This window comes from Crossiella sp. NPDC003009, from assembly GCF_053591555.1.
In genome coordinates, this window is the sequence record NZ_JBSFUA010000018.1 from 82,450 (window position 1) to 98,382 (window position 15,933).

Below are 15,933 nucleotides of genomic sequence, written 5' to 3' on the forward strand. Positions count from 1 at the left end.
TCAGCAGTCGGAGGTCGCGCATGACAGGGACTCGGTGCGCCGAGCCGTTATCCGCGCCCGCCCGGCCTTGGCGAACCCGCCGCTGATGTTCCCCGCGCGTGCGCGCTGACGCGCCCGCCGTCCCGTCTCCCCTTCACCGCCGGGCCGCCGTGCCCGGGGCTGACGCGCGTGCCCGCCACCCGCGGCGGCACGCGAGACCGCACATCCATCGGAGGTTCACCGCGCCATGATCAGCGCACCCCGTCCCCGGCACCGCAGCAGCGAGCACACCACCTCCAGCCGGCCACCTGTGCACTCCCCGCCCGGCGTGAGGAGTGGAAACCGACTGCTCAGCCTGCTCCGCCACGACCTGCCCGCGTCCCTGGTCGTGTTGCTCACCGCCGTTCCGCTCTCCCTCGGCATCGCCGCGGCCTCCGGCGCCCCGCTGATGGCAGGCCTGATCGCCGCCGTCGTCGGCGGTGTGGTCGCCGGGTCGCTCAGCGGGGCCCCGCTCCAGATCAGCGGGGCCGCCACCGGACTGACCGTCATCGTCGCCGGGCTGGTGCACCAGTACGGGTTCGCCGCCACCGCCGGGATCACCGTCGCGGCCGGGCTGCTGCAACTGCTGCTGGGCCTGTCCAGGATCGGCCGGGCCGCCCTGTCCCTCTCCCCCGCCGTGGTGCACGGCCTGCTCGCCGGGATCGGCGTGGTCATCGCGATCAGCCAGCTGCACGTGGTGCTCGGCGGGCAGCCGCAGACCTCGGTGCTGGCCAACCTGCGCGACCTGCCCGCCCAGCTCGCCGCGCACCACGACTCGGCCTTCCTCATCGGCCTGATCGCCATCGCCGTGCTGCTGCTGTGGCCGCGCCTGCCCAGGGTGCGCCTGGTGCCGGCGGCGCTGGTCGCGGTCGCGCTGGCCACCGCGGTGGCCTGGATCTTCCGCCTCGACCTGCCCAGGGTGGACCTGCCCGAGCAGCCGCTGGCCGCCTTCACCCTGCCCGTGCTGCCCGAGGGCACGCCCAGCGGGATCGCGCTCTCCGTGCTGCTGGTCGCCGCGGTGGCCAGCGTGGAGTCGCTGCTGTCCGCGGTCGCGGTGGACCGGCTGCACACCGGCCCGCGCGCTGACCTGGACCGCGAGCTGGTCGCCCAGGGGGTGGCCAACATGGCCTCCGGCGCGCTCGGCGGGCTGCCCATCGCCGGTGGCATCGTGCGCTCCTCCACCAACGTCGCCGCCGGGGCCCGCAGCCGCGCCTCGACCATCCTGCACGGGCTGTGGGTGGCCGCCTTCGTGCTGGTCCTGGCCGGTCTGCTGGAGCGCATCCCGCTGGCCGCGCTGGCCGCGGTGCTGGTGGTCTCCGGCGTGCAGCTGGTCCGGCTGAGCCACATGCGCGAGCTGTGGCGGCACCGCGAGTTCCCGGTGTACGCGGTCACCTTCGCCGGTGTCGTCTTCCTGGACCTGGTCCAGGGCGTCACGCTGGGCATCCTGCTGGCCCTCGCGCTGGCCCTCTACCGACTGACGCACGCCACGATCCGGGTGAACCCGCCTGCCGAGGGTGAGGACACCTGGTCGGTGAGCGTGCGCGGCTCGCTGGTCTTCCTCGGCGTGGCCCGGCTGACCAGCGAGCTGCACCGCGTGCCGGAGCGGGCGAAGGTGCTGCTCACCCTGCACGTGGACTACCTGGACCACGCCGCCTACGAGGCCATCCACGGCTGGTGCCGCACGCACGAGCGGCTCGGCGGCGCGGTGACCGTCAGCGAGGACCACGGCGACACCTGGTTCCACCGCGCCCAGCACAGCCGCGCCGAGCAGCGCCGCTCGCTGCCCGGACCGCTGCTGCGCTGGTTCGCGCCCTGGTCGGTGTGGCAGCGCCGGGACGGCGACTCGGCCACGGCGCTGATTCCCCGGCCGCGTGCCGCCTCCGGCGCGCTGGATGACTCGATGCTGCTGGGCGTGCACGAGTTCGAGCGCAGCTGCGCGCCGCTGGCCCGGCCGTTCTTCGCCGAGCTGGCCAACGGGCAGAGCCCCCGGCAACTGTTCGTGACCTGCGCGGACTCCAGGGTGGTGCCCAACCTGATCACCACCAGCGGACCGGGTGACCTGTTCACCCTGCGCAACATCGGCAACCTGGTGCCCCGGCACGACGAGGGACCGGCGGACGCCTCGGTGGGCGCCACGGTGGAGTACGCGGTGGACGTGCTGAAGGTGGCGGCCATCGTGGTCTGCGGGCACTCCGACTGCGGCGCGATGAAGGCCGGTCTCTCCGGCGCGGTGCGCACTGGTTCCCGGCTGGCGGAGTGGCTGCGGCACATCCAGCCCAGCCTGATCCGCTTCCACGCCGTCGAGGAGGAGGCCGGGCTGGCCGCGCACGACCGGCTCAGCGTGGCCAACGTGGCGCAGCAGCTGGACAACCTGATGACCTTCCCGGTGGTCAGGGAGGCGGTGCTGGCCGGGCGGCTGAACCTCATCGGCATGTTCTTCGACATCGCCGGCCCGCGCATGTACCTGGTGGACCAGCAGACCGGCAGGCTGACCCCGGTCACCTCCGGCGCGACCACCTGACCCCCGGCTGATCGCGGAGGGTGACGTGGTTCGCGAAATCCGCGCCCACGGCACCCTCCGCAGGTCAGCGCGGGGTTCACGCCCCGGACACGCAGGGTCACCACGCTCGGGTGGTTGTCTGGGGCCGGGCGCGTCTCTACGGTGGGTGTGGTTACGGCCGAATGGCCGTGTCGGCGCGCGGGCCCAGCCCGGTCGCCGGATTCCGCACTACAACGCCTTGCCGATGCGGCTCGACGCAGAGATTCACGCGAGTAGGGCAGGAGGAGGCGCCGTGACCGAGCACATCCAGCAGGCTCACCCCATCGACCTGCCGGGGGAAGAGGTGGCCGACACCACCGCCTCGCACCGGCCGGGCGGCATCGTGGTGATCACCGTGGTCGGCGAGCTGGACATGTCCTCCACCCCGGCCTTCCAGGAGCTCCTCGGCGCCGAGGTGGACGAGAGCTGCCGCAGGCTGGTGGTGGACCTCACCGGGGTCAGCTTCCTCGGCTCCAGCGGGCTGGCCGCGCTGGTGGAGGCCCGCCAGGTGGTGCAGCGGCAGGACGCCGAGCTGCGCCTGGTCTGCGCCACCCACGCGGTGACCCGCCCGCTGCACGCCACCGGCCTCGGCGAGGTCTTCGACATCCACCAGACCCTCGACGGCGCTCTCGCCTGATCAGCGACCGCGCCGCTGGGCCGGGACCACCTCGCCGGCAAGCACCCGCTCGTAGACCCGGTCGGTGTCGGCGACCACCCGGTCCCAGGAGTAGCGGGCGCTGACCCGGTCCCGCCCGGCCACCCCGCAGGACTCGATCATCGCCGGATCGGCCAGGAAACCGCGCAGCGCCTTGGCCAGCCCGCGCGGGTCGTCGGGGCGCACGTGCAGTCCGGTGACGCCGTGCACCACGGTGTCGGCCAGCTCGCCCTCGCCGGTGGCGATCACCGCGGTGCCGCAGGCCATCGCGGCCAGCGGCATCGTTCCGCAGGAACCCTTGCGGGGCAAGCACATCAGCGCGTCCGCCGAGCGCAGCAGCGGCGGCAGCGCGCGGGCGGTGACCATGCCGAGCAGGTGCACCCGGTCGGCCACGCCCCTGGCCTGCGCCAGCTGCTTGAGCCTGCGCAGCTCGTCACCGTCCACTGTGGACCTGCCGTTCGGGGTGGCCAGCACCAGCTCGGTGTCCGGCACCGCGGGCAGCACCTCGATGATCCGGTCGAAACCGTGGCCGGGCACCACCGCGCCCAGGCCCAGCAGCCGGTGCCTGGCCCCTCGGGTGGCCACCTCGCCCTCGGGGTGGAAGCGGTTCAGGTCGATGCCGCAGGGCACCACGCAGATCCGGCCGCGCGGCACGCCCATGCGCACCAGGCGGTCCCGTTCGTCGTTGTCCCCGGCCAGCACCAGCCGGGCTTTGCGGCCCAGCATCCGCTCGATCGTGTGCCGGTCGCTCTGCCCGGCGTCCAGGCCGTGATAGGTCTGCACCAGCGGGGCGCCCGCGTCGGCGGCGGCCATCAGCGCGGCCAGTCCGGCGGTCCAGCAGTGCGCGTGCACCAGATCCGGCGGCCGCTGCCGGAACCGCCGGGCGAGGAATTCGGTGAACTCCCCCATGGGTAGCGACTCTCGGTCCGACCGGGTGTACACGGTTACCCGATGGCCCGCGCCGGTCAGCCCGGCGGCCAGTCTGGTCACCTGTGGGTCCTGGTCGGAGACGGTCGGGTCGGACACCATCGCGATCCTCATCGGAGCACCTCCTCCCTCGGGGTTCTCCGAACCGCCGAAGCGCTAAACCGGGTGGCACGGCACCCCATCGTCTGAGGGTTGGCCCCCGAATCGCCGGGGTATGTCCATCTTTGTCCGGCCAGCTGAGGTGATGATGTCCAGGTGTCGTAGCGTGATCGCGCCAGCACACCGCAATTTCCGAGATGTCGAGGTGACCGTGTCGCAGCCCGATTCGACTTCCGAACCGGCCATTCCCCCGGTGGAGGTGCGCATCGCCGCCACCGCACTGCAGATCTCCTCGGTGCGCGCGGTCGCCGCGGACCTCGCCATGCGCGAGGACTTCGACCTGGACGCGATCGCCGACCTGAAGCTGGCCGTGGACGAGGTGTGCTCGACCCTGGTCCGGCTGGCCGCGCCGGGAGTGGTGCTCAGCTGTGAGTTCCGGCCGGCCGCCGGGGAGATCACGGTGCGCGCGGGCGTGCTGTCGGCCAGCGACGCGCTGCCCCGCAAGGACTCCTTCGGCTGGCAGGTGCTCAGCACCCTCACCGACTCGGTGCAGGCCACCGTGGAACCGGCTCAGGACGGCTTCCACCTGGTCCGCATCGAGCTGGCGAAGAGGAGCAACTCGGTGGTGGGCGGGTGACCCAGGCCGACCACACGGCCGAGCCGCAGTCCAGCGACTCCGGCCGATACGACCACCTGAAGCCGCTGTTCAGCGAGTTCGCCGCGCTGGCAGCGGATGACCCTCGCCGGTCCCAGGTGCGCGACGCGCTGGTCACCGGGCACCTGCCGGTGGCCAAGCACATCGCGCGCCGGTTCAGCCAGCGCGGCGAGCCGCAGGAGGACCTGATCCAGGTCGCCACGCTCGGCCTGATCAACGCGGTGGACCGGTTCGACCCGGAGCGCGGCGTGGACTTCCTGTCCTTCGCGGTGCCCACCGTGATGGGCGAGGTGCGCAGGCACTTCCGGGACGCCAGCTGGGCGGTCCGGGTGCCCAGGCGGCTCAAGGAGCTGCACCTGTCGATCAGCGCGGCCACCAGCGAGCTGTCCCAGCGGCTCGGTCGCGCGCCGACGCCCAGCGAGATCGCCACCCACCTCCAGCTCACCCGCGAGGAGGTCTACGAGGGCCTGGAGGCCACCAACGCCTACCGCAGCGCCTCCCTGGACGACCTGCTCATCGCCGACGACGACTCGGTCTCCCTCGGCGACGCGCTCGGCGAGGAGGACTCCGGGCTGGCCGAGGTGGAGTACCGCGAGTCGCTGCAACCGCTGCTGGCCCAGCTGCCGGAGCGGGAGCGGACCATCGTGGTGCTGCGGTTCTTCGGCAACATGACGCAGACGCAGATCGCGGACCGGGTCGGCATCTCGCAGATGCACGTGTCCCGGCTGCTCGGCCGCACGCTGGCCACGCTGCGGGAGAAGCTGATGGACGAGGAGTCCGGCTAACGAGCCAAGATCAGCGCGCCTCGTTTGGTGACGGTCATCGGGACCTCGACCCAGCGCGCGCTGATCTCGGCCTCGGCCGGGGGCATCAGCCGGGCCACCAGGTAGTCCCGCACGGCCGGCGGGTCGGGCAGTTGGACCATGGGCGCGTCCCACCGCCGCACCTCGACCCGGTCAAACACCGCGCGCACCAGGCCGGGCGCGTCCTCGGCGTCGAAAGCGGTGCGCGGCGGTCGCCAGACCGGGGCCAGTTCCGGCGAGTCGCTGTGCGCGACGGTGGCGGCCAGGAACAGGCCGCCCTCGGCCAGCACCCGGCGGGCCTCGCGCAGCGCGGGGCGCGGATCGGTGAGGTGGCACAAGGAGTTGGCGGCTACCACCACGTCGAAAGCGCCATCGGCGAAGGGCAACGCGGTCGCGCAGGCGCGCACGGCGGGGCCGGGGTGGGCGCGCAGCATGGTGGCCGAGCGGTCCAGGCCGACCAGCAACCGCGGCTGGGGGCCACCGGCGGCCACCGCGCGGCTGAGTACACCCTCGGCGCAGCCCACGTCCAGCACCGCGCCGCCCTCGGGCAGCTCGGCGGCGAGCACCGCGTACAGGTCCGGCGCGCCCGGCGAGGCGGTCATGCCACGCCGGTAGCGGTCCGGGTTGTCGTCGTAGTCGCGCGGGATGGCCATGCCTCCGAGTGTGGACCTCTTTGCCGCGCTCAGCAGGCTTTGCGCCAGGAGCATTCGGTCCACGGGTCCGCATCGGCCGGGGACTCGGGGATCGCAGCGCGGGCGGCGGGGCCGGGGTGGGCGGCGAGGCGCACCGCGATCCGGTCCTCCAGGTCCTTGGTGCCGCTGAGCGTGTTGTTGGTGACCACCGCGAACACCAGGTCCCGGCCGTCGCTGCCGGTGACGTAGCCGGACAGCGCGCTCACCCCGGTCAGCGACCCGGTCTTGGCCCGCACCTTGCCCTCGGCCGGGGTGCCGCGCAGCCGGTTGCGCAGGGTGCCGCCCACCAGGCGGTCGGCCTTGCCCGCCACCGGCAGCGAGTGGTGCCAGACCGGGTACCAGGGGCGGGTGCGGGCGGCGGCCAGCAGCGCGGAGAGCTGATCGGCGGTGACCATGTCCATTCTGGACAGTCCGGAGCCGTCGACGAGGCGGTGCGCGGCGGGCGGCACACCCAGCGCGGCCAGTTTTGGGGCCATCGCGCGGATGCCGTCGGCCCAGGTGCCCTTGCCGTGCACGGCCTTGCCCATGGCCTTGACCAGGATCTCGGCGTGGCCGTTGTTGGACAGCTTCATGAACGGCACCAGCAGCTCCGACAGCGGCATCGAGCGGTGCGCGGCCAGCTCGGCGAAGTGCGGCGGGGTGACGCCGGCGCCCGGCTTGGGGTCCAGCACCCGGACGCCACGGCGCAGCAGCGCGGCCTGGAAGACGTCGGCGGCGTAGCGGGCCGGATCGTCCACAGTGGAGAAGTGCGCGCTGGCAAATCCGTTGGCGGGCGCGGATCCGGTGACCAGCACGGTGTTGGTGCCGTGCTGCCGCTCCACCGCGATGGTGCTCGCCGAGCCGGGCGCGCCGGTAGTGGCCCGGTTGTCGACGGTGATCACCGAGGTCGGCGGGGTCAGCTCCACGGCAGGCCGCTGCCCGGCCGCGGCCGGGCGGACCCTGACGATCACGGTGCCCGCGTCGTAGTCGGTGTCCGGGGCCACCGACAGCGCGCCGACCTGCGCGGAGTAGTAGAACGGCTCGTCGTCCCAGGCCCAGCTCGGGCCGAGCCGGACCGGGTCGAAGGCGGAGTCGTCGGCCACCACCCGGCCGGTGACCACCTGGAGGCCGGTGTCGGCGATCCGCTGCGCCAGCGCGTCGTAGTCGGCGGCCAGGGTAGTCGGGTCGCCGGTGCCGCGCAGGTAGAGGTCACCGTTGAGGACCTTGCCGCGCAACGAGCTGTCGGCCAGCACGCTGGTGGTGAAGCGGTGGTCCGGGCCGAGCACCTCCAGCGCGGCCGCGGAGGTGAGCAGCTTGGCGTTGGAGGCGGGCTGCAACCGGTCCGCGCCGCCCCTGCGGTAGAGCACCTGGCCGGTGTCCACCTCGCGGACGACCACGCCGGTGCCTGCCCCGGCCAGCCTCGGGTCGGCCAGGATCTGGTCCAGGTCCGCGGACAGCGACAGGGTGCTCGGGTCGTCGCCGGCGGCGGCACTGCCGGTGACGAGCCCACCGAGCAGCGCGGTGGCGCACAGGACGGCGAGCAGGCGTGGTCGTGGCATGCGGTGAACCTGGCCCGGGACGCCCAGCGCGGGCAATGGCTCCGGCCGGTTTTCCGCCGAATGGCTGCCGCCGCTGCTACCGGCGGCCGAGCAGCTCGGTCCTCTTCGCGGCGAACTCCGCCTCGGTGAGCAGGCCGGCCTCGCGCAGCTCGCCGAGCTTGCGGATCGCGGCGACCACCTCGTCGGTGGTGGCGGCCAGCGCGCTCGCGGGATCGCGGCTGGCACGGTGGCGGCGAAGGGCAGCGACTCGGCGGTCACGCCCTCACCAAGGCCGAAGGTCACCACGTAGGGGTCGGCTCCGGGGCTCAGCGCGGAGCGGGGTGAGTCGGCGATGCGTACCCGCAGGTGGCCGCGCGCGGTCCGGCCGCCTGCTTCTCCGGGTGCGCCTCGTCCGGACCGGCTCGAACAGCACCTGCGGCCGTCGAAGCTGACCACGCTGTCGTCGTTGGTCATCCGGCAGGGCTGTAACCGGGGCGGGGCGGCCGGAGTGCGAGTTCCGGCCGCCCTGCCCACTCGGCTGCCTCAGCAGGCGCCGAGGTCCTGCCACACCCCCCATTCGCCGGTGGCCCCTGGCTCCTCGCCCTTGGTCCACCACTTGGCCCGCCACTTCTTGCCCTTGTGCGAGACCTCGTTGCCCTGGGTGTAGGTCGCGTCCCGGCTCCAAGCCGCCACCGAACAGGCCGGGGGCGGAGTGGTGGTCGTGGTCGTGGTGCTGGTCGTCGTGCTCGTGGTGGTGCTGGTCGTGCTGCTGGTGGTCGTGGGGGTGCTGCCGCCGGCGCCGCGGGCGTGGTCCTGCTTGAGCCCGTAGGTCTTGCCGCCGAAGGTCAGCGTGAGGTTGGACGGGGTGGTGATCGGCAGGTAGTAGACGATCGCCACCTCGGCGCTGGCCCCCGGCGCCAGGCTCTGCCAGCCGGGCAGCTTCAGCGAGATCCGGTGCAGGTCGCCCTTGAGGCCGCCGACGTTCGGTCCACTGTGGTCGGTGCGGGTCACCGCGAGCGTCCAGCCGGACTGCTGCTGCATGTTGGCCGGGGCCGAGGTGCCGTAGTCGAACTGGAGGTCTGCGCCGCCGGGGATGGTCACCGTGGAGTTGTTGGTGATCTTCGCCTTGGGGCTGATCGGGTAGTTCGCGTCGCCGACCGGGAACTGGCCCAGTTCCACCGACACGTCAAGGGTTTCCGCCGGGGTGGTGTGCTTGGCCTTGCGGTTGCCGTAGGCCGAGCCGGTGCGGAACTTGTCGTACATCGTGGTGGTCAGCGTGGACCCCATGAAGTACTCGTTCTTCGCGGTGTCCTTGGCGTAGTCGCCGGCCAGCTCCCAGATCATGATGCCGCCCAGGCCGCGGTCGAGCACGTACTGCGCCTTGGCCGCGATGGACTGTTCGTCCTCTGTGGACAGGAAGACCTTCTTCTGCTCGTTCCACAGCCAGGGCGCGACCAGGGTGCTGTCGTAGTGGCGGGTGTAGGCGCCGGTGATCGCGTGGTCGGGGTTGGCCGCCGGGTTCAGGCCGTACTGCGCGGCATAGCTGCCGAGCTTGCCGTCCTGGAGGTTCTTGGCGTGCCACATGGGGTTCGAGCCCGCCGGGACCTCCTTGCCCGCGGTGTCCAGGTCGTGCCAGAGGTTGTCCACCCCGACCGCCCCGTTGCCACACGGCGTGGTCGACCCGACCGAGCCGCCGGTGCCTGCCGGGCACTTGGCCTGGTCAGGCAACGCGGCCTTGCCCCACAAGCCATTGGTGCCACCGCTGACCCCGCGCCAGCCGCGGGTGTAGTACGGCACGCCGAGGTTGATCCGCCCGGCCTGCATGGCACCGCGGAAGTAGTGGTACGACCAGTCACCGTTGAGGTAGCCGATCCCGCCGTACTGCGGGGTGCTGTAGACGTTGCCCGCGGCCAGTTCGGCGTCCTTGCCGTCGTCGAAGAGCGAGGCGTTCGGGCCGACGAAGTGGTTCCACGCGCCGTGCAGGTCGTAGGACATCACGTTGACGTAGTCCAGGTACTGGAGCACCTGGTGGGTCTCCATGCCGCGCAGCATGTAGCCGGAGGAGGGCGCGGCCACGGTCAGCAGGTAGTACTTGCCGTCGGCGGCCGAGGCCGCGTCCAGCTTCTCCCGCAGGGTCTTCATCAGCGCGTTGTACCCGGCCATCAGCTTGGCCCGGCGCGGGTTGGAGAAGGAGAAGTCGAGCGGGTTGCCCGAGTTCGGCATGGAGGTCGCGTACTCGTAGTCGATGTCCGCGCCGTTGAAACCGTAGCGGCGCACCAGGTCCACCACCGAGTCGGCGAAGGTGTTGATCGTCGACTGCGAGTCGGTCATGGTGTAGAAACCGCCGCTGGCAACCCGGTTGCCGCTGTCGTCGATGAACCCCCCGGTCTCCGCCCAGCCCCCGATGGAGATCAGCGACTTCACGTCGGGGTACTGCTTCTTGTACTTGTTGAGCAGGTTGAAGTGCCCCTTGTACGGCAACGACGGATCCATCTCCGCCCCGGCCACGCCAGGCCACTCCATGCCGGTGGAGGGGTTGTTCGGACCGGCGGCGCCCACCGATGCCTTGTTGTCCGCGCCGATGTGCGCGAAGGCGTAGTTGAGGTGGGTGACCTTGGTCCAGGGAATGTCCTTGGCCAGGTAGGCGGGCTGGCCGTTCTTGCCGGTGCGCCAGCTGGTGAAGTAGCCGATGATCCGGCGCGGGTGGTCCGCGCCCATCTTCTCCCGGCCCTCGGCGTCGTAGGCCAGACAGTAGGGGACGTTCACGTTCGGCGTGCGGTAGAGCCCGTCGGGGCGGCAGTCCTCGTTGGCCGCGGTGTCAGGCACCTCGGCCCGCGACTCCGGACTCCGCACCGCGACGAACATCAAACTCGCCAGCAAGGCAACCAGGGCGGCGAAAAGCGGCACCTTCCTGATCACGGTTCACCTCCAGGGGACAGCGGCGGCGGAGGCGGCTGTGCGCGCGTGCGCGCGGTCACAGTGGTGCAGGGTGCCCGAAAGGTAAGAGGTCCAGACCACGGTCGTCAATAGGTCTGGACCACTGGGATCAGGTGGTGACCTGGGCTGATCCGGTTGGCGGTATGAGGTGGGGCCGGTTGCCGGGGTGGTCGCGCTCTCACGTTCCGGTCGGACGCCCAGGCGGGCGCGAGTCCGCCACCTGTTCCAGCCGCTTGGCCACACCGAGCAAGAAGTCGAACTTGCGCCGGAAGACACCGCCGTGGAACGGATAGCCCCACCTCGCGCACAGCACCCCGTCACGCACCTCGACAGTGCAGGCGGTAACCGGTCGGCGCAGCATCCACCGGCGCAGATCCGTCTCCGCTAACACCCTGACATCCCCGCGCCACAACTCGACACGACACCGGATTCGGCGATACCGGATCTCGCATTCCGGCAGATGGCCGAACCCGGGCAACTCCATCAGGACCTTGAAGGACTCCGCGCTGCCACCGTCGGTGTCGCGCAGTTCGCGGCACCGGAAGGGACGGGCGCGGTACACACCGGAGAACCGCAAGGTCTCCTGGTTGTTGGTGACGAGATGGGGCGAGACCCGGTACTTCCAGCCGTGCTTGCCCGCCAGCCACCGCAGGTGGAACCGGCGGAACGCGAGGACGCGCATCTCGTGCGCGAACAGCCAAGCCAGCGGGCCGAACACCGGGAGCACGCCGACCACCAAGACACCCAGAAGCCCCGGATCCATCAGAGATCGAGGTCCCGTCGCGTCTTGTCCTCGTCCTGATCCGGCGCCAAGGTGTAGTTGTCGAAAGCCTTCTTCCCGTCCTTGGCGTAGCCCGCCACCTTGCCGGCGATCTTGCTCGGATCAACCTTGTCCACCGGGTTGCCCTCCGAGTCGAAACCTGTCTTGACCTTGTCCGTACCGATGAGCTTCTTGCCCTGGTCCTTGAGCGAGTCACCGAGCTTCTGCCCAAATCCGGCCCGCACCGCCTGCCCGGTGGAAGTGCTGCTCTGCTCCAGCGTGTTGCGGAACTCTTCCCGGGTGAGCTCCCGCTTGGCGCCCTCCGGCAGCTTGTTGTTGACCTTGTCCGTGGCCTTGGCCAGCGCCGAGTCCTGGATGTTCTTCAGCGCTTTGCCTCCCTTGCCGGAGGCGGTGTCCATGAACTCATGGCCGATCTTCGAGTTCTTCAGCCAGCCCTGGAGCTTGGCGATCAGCTCCTTGATCTTGTTGAGCAGCCGGCTGAGCCTGGTGACCTTCTGCGTGCTCTTCACCGTGGTGCTGGCGACCTTGTACGCGGTCACCCCGCCTGCCACGGCAGTGGACCCACCTAGGGTGATCGGGGCGGTGGCCAGCGCGGCCAGCCAGGTGATGATCAGCCACTCGATCAGGTCGGCGAGCAGTCCTCGGATGAACTCCTCGACCACCTTGACCACCATGCTGGAGATCTGGAGCAGCCCGGCGATGTCCCCCGCCTTGTCCGCGACGCCGGCCACTCCTTCCAGGAAACCGGCCATCCGGGTCCGGGCGGCATCGGCCGCCGCCCCCTGCCAGTCCTTGAGGTCCTCCTTCAGGGCGGCACTCAACTCCTTGCCGAACCCGACGATCTCCTTGCCGAGGTCGCTGAACCCCTGCGCCGACTTCGTCAACGCCTCCGCATCGCCGGAGACCAGCTGAATGGCCTGCTTCAGCGGCGTGCAGATGTTGATCAGGAAGCCGAGCCCCTGGTTGATCAGCCAGCCCAGTGGATCGGCGGCCGCGCTCACGGCGGTGCCGATGCAGGAGCTGACCAGGCTCGTGGCGTCGGCGGCGACCGCGGAGACCTCGATGCCGACCGTGACGGCGTCCTTGTTGAAGTCGAGCTTGTTCACCTTGTCCGCGAGCTTGACCGCGCTACCGATGCCGGCGGGCAGGTTGGGCGCGACGGTGCCTTCCCAGTAGCCAGGAGTGGTCATCTTGACTCCCCCAGCTTCGCCTTGAGCTGCTTGGCCGACTGCTGCGCCGACTCGTCAGCCTCGCGATAGGCGGCCGCGCATTCGGTGAGTTTCTCGCCGGCGTTGCCGGTGCCCTCGGCCATCTTGTGCAGGAACTCGCGGAAGTCGGCCACCATCGGGCGGTAGAACACGGCGAGTGCCTGGCCGACCAGGCCCCAGGCGAGTTCGGGGACCTCGGTGCCGGACAGTTTGCCCTTGAGGCCGTCGGCCTTACCCGCCAGGCCCTTGACCTTGCCAGCGCAGTTGTCGAGGCCGGTCAGGTTGGTCTTGAGCTTGCCGGACATCAGTGGTCCTCCCCGTCGTAGAGCTTGCGCAGGAACTCCTGCCCCGGGCTGAGCGAGGAGGGCGGCGGGGACTGCGCCGGGCGGGACGGGTTCGCCTCGTCCCTGGCGAACTGGCGGTCCGCGAAGTCCTCGTCCGGGTCCGCGGGCCGAGGGGCGGGGCTGGTGGCTGTGCGGAGGTCTTCTACTGGGACGCCCAGCATCTCGGCTTGGGTTTCCAGGACCTGGTCCAGGATGTTGAGGTCGTCGCCCACGTAGCGTTGGACGGTCTCGGCTTGGCGGCGGGCGCCTTCGGCCACGGCCGCTTGCACGGTGGCCATGACCGTGGCGGAGAGGGCTTGTGGGCCTCGGCGGAGGGCTTCTTCGGTGAACTGGATGTTCCGGATCGCGCCGCCTGGCCCCGCGGTGACCGTGACGCCCCGGTCGGGTGAGGTGGCCACGGCTTCCACCGCGGCTATCTCCTCGCGCATGCCGTCGTAGGCCGCCAGGCGGGCCTCTGCTTTTCTGCCTTGTTCCTGGAAACGCTCGAACTCCGCCACCAGTGAATCGAACTCCGCCGACACGACGGTCCCTCCCCCTCACGCTCGCCCATTCCCCAACAGTCGCCCCCCAGCGCGTTGCGAACGTAGCAAGGCCGTGGGTGGCCGTGGTGGGGTTTGGCCGAACTCCGCTCGGAGGTGACCTGGGTGACACTCGAACGGCTCAGGCCGCCTGGCTGTCCGTGCCCAGCGCGGTCCAGTGGGCCAGGGCGGTCTCCAGTGCGCAGTCCATTGTGGAGTCCGCGGCGAGCCAGGCCGCGGCGCACAGGGCGCGGGCGCCGTCGGTGTGGTTGGCCGGGTTGGTGGTGGTGAGAACCAGCTCGCCGTGGGCTGGCTCGGCGGTCCAGGATCCACAGTGGACGGTGGTGCCGGTGGCGGTGAGGTCGTTGTGGGGCAACAGCAGGCCGCGCAGGTCAGCGGCCAGGTAGGTGGGGCGGTGTTGCGGTGGGGCCGCGGCCAGGGCGCGCACGGTGGTGACGCCGCTGAGGACCAGCAGGCTGTCCAGGCCGCTGGCGTTGGCGCCCTCGATGTCGGTGATCAGGCCGTCGCCGACGACCAGGTGCGGGGGTTCGCTTCGGCGGATGGACTCGGTGAAGATGGCCTGTTGTGGTTTGCCCGCGACCAGGGGTTCCTTGCCGGTGGCCAGGCGGACGGCGGTGGCCAGCGCGCCGTTGCCGGGGGCGATGCCACCCTCGCGCGGGACCGCGAGGTCCATGTTGGACACGATCCACGGGATGCCGCGGGCCACCGCGTAGGAGGCCTCCGCCAGCTGGCGCCAGTCCACGTCGGGGGCGAAGCCCTGGACCACCGCGGCCGGGTCGTCGCTGGCCGAGCGGACCGGGCGCAGGCCGACCTCGGCCAGGGCGAGCTCCAGCGAGGGGCCGCCGACGATCAGCACCGGGGAGCCCGGCGGGACCTGCTCGGCGGCCAGCCGGGCCGCGGCCTGGGCGGAGGTGACCACCTCGTCGGGAGCGACCGGCAGGCCGAAACCGCTGATCAGGGTGGCCACCTCGGCCGAGGTGCGGGAGGCGTTGTTGGTGACGAACAGGGTCCGCAGGGCGTGCCGGCGCGCTTCGGTCAGGGCCTCGGCGGCGTGCTCGACCGCGACCGAGCCGCGGTAGACGACGCCGTCGAGGTCCAGCAGCGCGGTCCGGTAGCGCCGCGCCAGTGGCTCGGCGCTGCCGCGCAGGACCCGCATCGGCTCAGCCCGGGAAGCTGCGGGCCGCGGCGAGCATCGCCTCGTTCTCCTCCGGCGTGCCGATGGTGACCCGCACGCCGTCGCCGGCGAAGCAGCGCAGCACCACCTTCTGCTCAATGCAGTGCTCGTTGAACGCGGTCGCGCGCTCGGCCAGCGGCAGCCAGACGAAGTTGGCCTGCGACTCCGGCACGTCGAAACCGATCTTGATCAGCTCGTCCCTGACCCGGTCCCGCTCCGCCGCGATCAACCGGCACCGCTCCATCAGCTCGTCCTGCACATCCAGCGAGGCGAGCGCGGCCGCGTGCGCGAACCGGTTGACCGAGAACGGGATCGCCACCTTGCGCACGCCGCCGGCGACCTCCGGCGAGGCCACGCAGAAGCCCACCCTGGACCCGGCCAGCCCGTAGGCCTTGGAGAAGGTGCGCAGCACGGCCACGTTCTGCCTGCCGCGGGCCAGCTCCAGGCCGTCCGGCACGTCGGGGTCGGTGACGAACTCGCGGTAGGCCTCGTCCAGCACCACCAGCACGTCCTCGGGCACCCGGTCCAGGAAGTCGACCAGCTCGTCCCGGCGCAGCGCGGTGCCGGTCGGGTTCAGCGGGTTGCTGACGAAGATCAGCCGGGTGCGCTCGTTGATCGCCTCCAGGGTGGCGGCCAGGTCGTGCCGGTAGCCGGGGGCCAGCGGCACGGTGTGCCGGATCGCGCCGACCACCTGGGTGACGATCGGGTAGGCCTCGAAGGAGCGCCAGGCGAAGAGCACCTCGTCCTGTGCCGTGCACAGCGCCTGCACCAGCTGCTGGCACAGCGCCACCGAGCCGCAGCCGATCGCGACCTGCGCGGCGTCCACGCCGAAGGACTCGGCCACCCTGCTGATCAGGTCCTCGCTGCCCATCGCCGGATAGCGGTGCACCGAGGCGGCCGCCTCGCTGACCGCGGCCACGATCGCGGCCGGCGGCGGGTAGGACACCTCGTTGCTGGCCAGGTTGATCGCCCCGGCGATCTTCCGGCCGGGAACGTAGTCGGGCATCGCGGCAAGGTCGGCTCTGACTCGCACGGGCATGCCCGC

At 71.3% G+C, this 15,933-nt stretch carries 15 protein-coding genes; 4 read left to right on the forward strand and 11 right to left on the reverse strand.

The features are described 5' to 3' along the window. Window positions 1-226 precede the first annotated feature (226 nt). Both ACWDY5_RS20520 and ACWDY5_RS20525 read left to right on the forward strand, forming a co-directional pair. Window positions 227-2,539: a SulP family inorganic anion transporter gene (locus ACWDY5_RS20520; RefSeq protein ID WP_449723778.1), complete on the forward strand. Its 2,313-nt coding sequence runs from the start codon at window positions 227-229 to the stop codon at window positions 2,537-2,539. Between the two features lie 271 nt (window positions 2,540-2,810). After that, window positions 2,811-3,194: an STAS domain-containing protein gene (locus tag ACWDY5_RS20525; RefSeq protein WP_252485401.1), complete on the forward strand. Its 384-nt coding sequence runs from the start codon at window positions 2,811-2,813 to the stop codon at window positions 3,192-3,194. Here the strand turns inward: ACWDY5_RS20525 and ACWDY5_RS20530 are convergent, their stop codons facing one another. Further along, window positions 3,195-4,253 carry a glycosyltransferase gene (locus ACWDY5_RS20530; RefSeq protein ID WP_449723779.1) on the reverse strand — a complete coding sequence of 353 codons (1,059 nt, stop codon included), beginning with the start codon at window positions 4,251-4,253 and terminating at the stop codon, window positions 3,195-3,197. It lies immediately after the preceding gene. A 190-nt stretch (window positions 4,254-4,443) separates the two neighbouring features. Between ACWDY5_RS20530 and ACWDY5_RS20535 the strand changes: the two genes are divergently transcribed. Both ACWDY5_RS20535 and ACWDY5_RS20540 read left to right on the forward strand, forming a co-directional pair. After that, window positions 4,444-4,875, forward strand: coding sequence for an ATP-binding protein (locus ACWDY5_RS20535; RefSeq protein WP_449723780.1), 432 nt, complete (start codon window positions 4,444-4,446; stop codon window positions 4,873-4,875). Further along, the gene (locus ACWDY5_RS20540) at window positions 4,872-5,678 is read left to right on the forward strand and encodes a SigB/SigF/SigG family RNA polymerase sigma factor (protein WP_449723781.1); all 807 of its coding nucleotides are present in this window, start codon (window positions 4,872-4,874) and stop codon (window positions 5,676-5,678) included. Before ACWDY5_RS20535 ends, ACWDY5_RS20540 begins: the two co-directional genes overlap by 4 nt. Here ACWDY5_RS20540 and ACWDY5_RS20545 read toward each other — a convergent pair. The 10 genes from ACWDY5_RS20545 to hisC form a co-directional block, all read right to left on the reverse strand. Beyond that, on the reverse strand, window positions 5,675-6,349 hold the full coding sequence (locus tag ACWDY5_RS20545) for a class I SAM-dependent methyltransferase (RefSeq protein ID WP_449723782.1): 675 nt from the start codon (window positions 6,347-6,349) through the stop codon (window positions 5,675-5,677). The genes ACWDY5_RS20540 and ACWDY5_RS20545 overlap by 4 nt on opposite strands. Window positions 6,350-6,378: 29 nt before the next feature. Beyond that, window positions 6,379-7,926 (reverse strand): D-alanyl-D-alanine carboxypeptidase/D-alanyl-D-alanine endopeptidase, encoded by a 1,548-nt coding sequence (dacB, locus tag ACWDY5_RS20550; protein WP_449723783.1) that lies wholly within the window; start codon window positions 7,924-7,926, stop codon window positions 6,379-6,381. Between the two features lie 76 nt (window positions 7,927-8,002). After that, window positions 8,003-8,104 (reverse strand): SHOCT domain-containing protein, encoded by a 102-nt coding sequence (locus tag ACWDY5_RS20555; RefSeq protein WP_449723784.1) that lies wholly within the window; start codon window positions 8,102-8,104, stop codon window positions 8,003-8,005. Window positions 8,105-8,448: 344 nt separating this feature from the next. Continuing rightward, the gene (locus ACWDY5_RS20560; protein ID WP_449723828.1) at window positions 8,449-10,770 is read right to left on the reverse strand and encodes a chitinase C-terminal domain-containing protein; all 2,322 of its coding nucleotides are present in this window, start codon (window positions 10,768-10,770) and stop codon (window positions 8,449-8,451) included. Between the two features lie 250 nt (window positions 10,771-11,020). After that, window positions 11,021-11,581: a hypothetical protein gene (locus tag ACWDY5_RS20565; protein ID WP_449723785.1), complete on the reverse strand. Its 561-nt coding sequence runs from the start codon at window positions 11,579-11,581 to the stop codon at window positions 11,021-11,023. Window positions 11,582-11,604: 23 nt separating this feature from the next. Beyond that, window positions 11,605-12,813: a WXG100 family type VII secretion target gene (locus tag ACWDY5_RS20570; protein ID WP_449723786.1), complete on the reverse strand. Its 1,209-nt coding sequence runs from the start codon at window positions 12,811-12,813 to the stop codon at window positions 11,605-11,607. Next, the gene (locus ACWDY5_RS20575; protein WP_449723787.1) at window positions 12,810-13,136 is read right to left on the reverse strand and encodes a hypothetical protein; all 327 of its coding nucleotides are present in this window, start codon (window positions 13,134-13,136) and stop codon (window positions 12,810-12,812) included. The genes ACWDY5_RS20570 and ACWDY5_RS20575 overlap by 4 nt, the downstream gene beginning before the upstream one ends. Continuing rightward, entirely contained in the window at window positions 13,136-13,696 is a 561-nt protein-coding gene (locus ACWDY5_RS20580; RefSeq protein WP_449723788.1) for a YbaB/EbfC family nucleoid-associated protein, read from the reverse strand. Before ACWDY5_RS20580 ends, ACWDY5_RS20575 begins: the two co-directional genes overlap by 1 nt. Window positions 13,697-13,835: 139 nt before the next feature. Continuing rightward, complete coding sequence (locus ACWDY5_RS20585; RefSeq protein ID WP_449723789.1) at window positions 13,836-14,870, reverse strand: HAD-IIA family hydrolase; 1,035 nt, start codon at window positions 14,868-14,870, stop codon at window positions 13,836-13,838. A 4-nt stretch (window positions 14,871-14,874) separates the two neighbouring features. Beyond that, a complete protein-coding gene (gene hisC, locus ACWDY5_RS20590; RefSeq protein ID WP_449723790.1) occupies window positions 14,875-15,927 on the reverse strand; it encodes a histidinol-phosphate transaminase in 1,053 nt (350 codons plus the stop codon). Window positions 15,928-15,933 lie beyond the last annotated feature (6 nt).

Excerpts from the sequence above, each read along its gene's own strand:
- ACWDY5_RS20520 (WP_449723778.1), top strand. The coding sequence starts at position 227 with ATGATCAGCGCACCCCGTCCCCGGCACCGCAGCAGCGAGCACACCACC.
- ACWDY5_RS20530 (WP_449723779.1), bottom strand. The coding sequence starts at position 4,253 with ATGAGGATCGCGATGGTGTCCGACCCGACCGTCTCCGACCAGGACCCA.
- ACWDY5_RS20545 (WP_449723782.1), bottom strand. The coding sequence starts at position 6,349 with ATGGCCATCCCGCGCGACTACGACGACAACCCGGACCGCTACCGGCGT.
- dacB (WP_449723783.1), bottom strand. The coding sequence starts at position 7,926 with ATGCCACGACCACGCCTGCTCGCCGTCCTGTGCGCCACCGCGCTGCTC.
- ACWDY5_RS20560 (WP_449723828.1), bottom strand. The coding sequence starts at position 10,770 with ATGTTCGTCGCGGTGCGGAGTCCGGAGTCGCGGGCCGAGGTGCCTGAC.
- ACWDY5_RS20570 (WP_449723786.1), bottom strand. The coding sequence starts at position 12,813 with ATGACCACTCCTGGCTACTGGGAAGGCACCGTCGCGCCCAACCTGCCC.
- ACWDY5_RS20575 (WP_449723787.1), bottom strand. The coding sequence starts at position 13,136 with ATGTCCGGCAAGCTCAAGACCAACCTGACCGGCCTCGACAACTGCGCT.
- ACWDY5_RS20585 (WP_449723789.1), bottom strand. The coding sequence starts at position 14,870 with ATGCGGGTCCTGCGCGGCAGCGCCGAGCCACTGGCGCGGCGCTACCGG.
- hisC (WP_449723790.1), bottom strand. The coding sequence starts at position 15,927 with ATGCCCGTGCGAGTCAGAGCCGACCTTGCCGCGATGCCCGACTACGTT.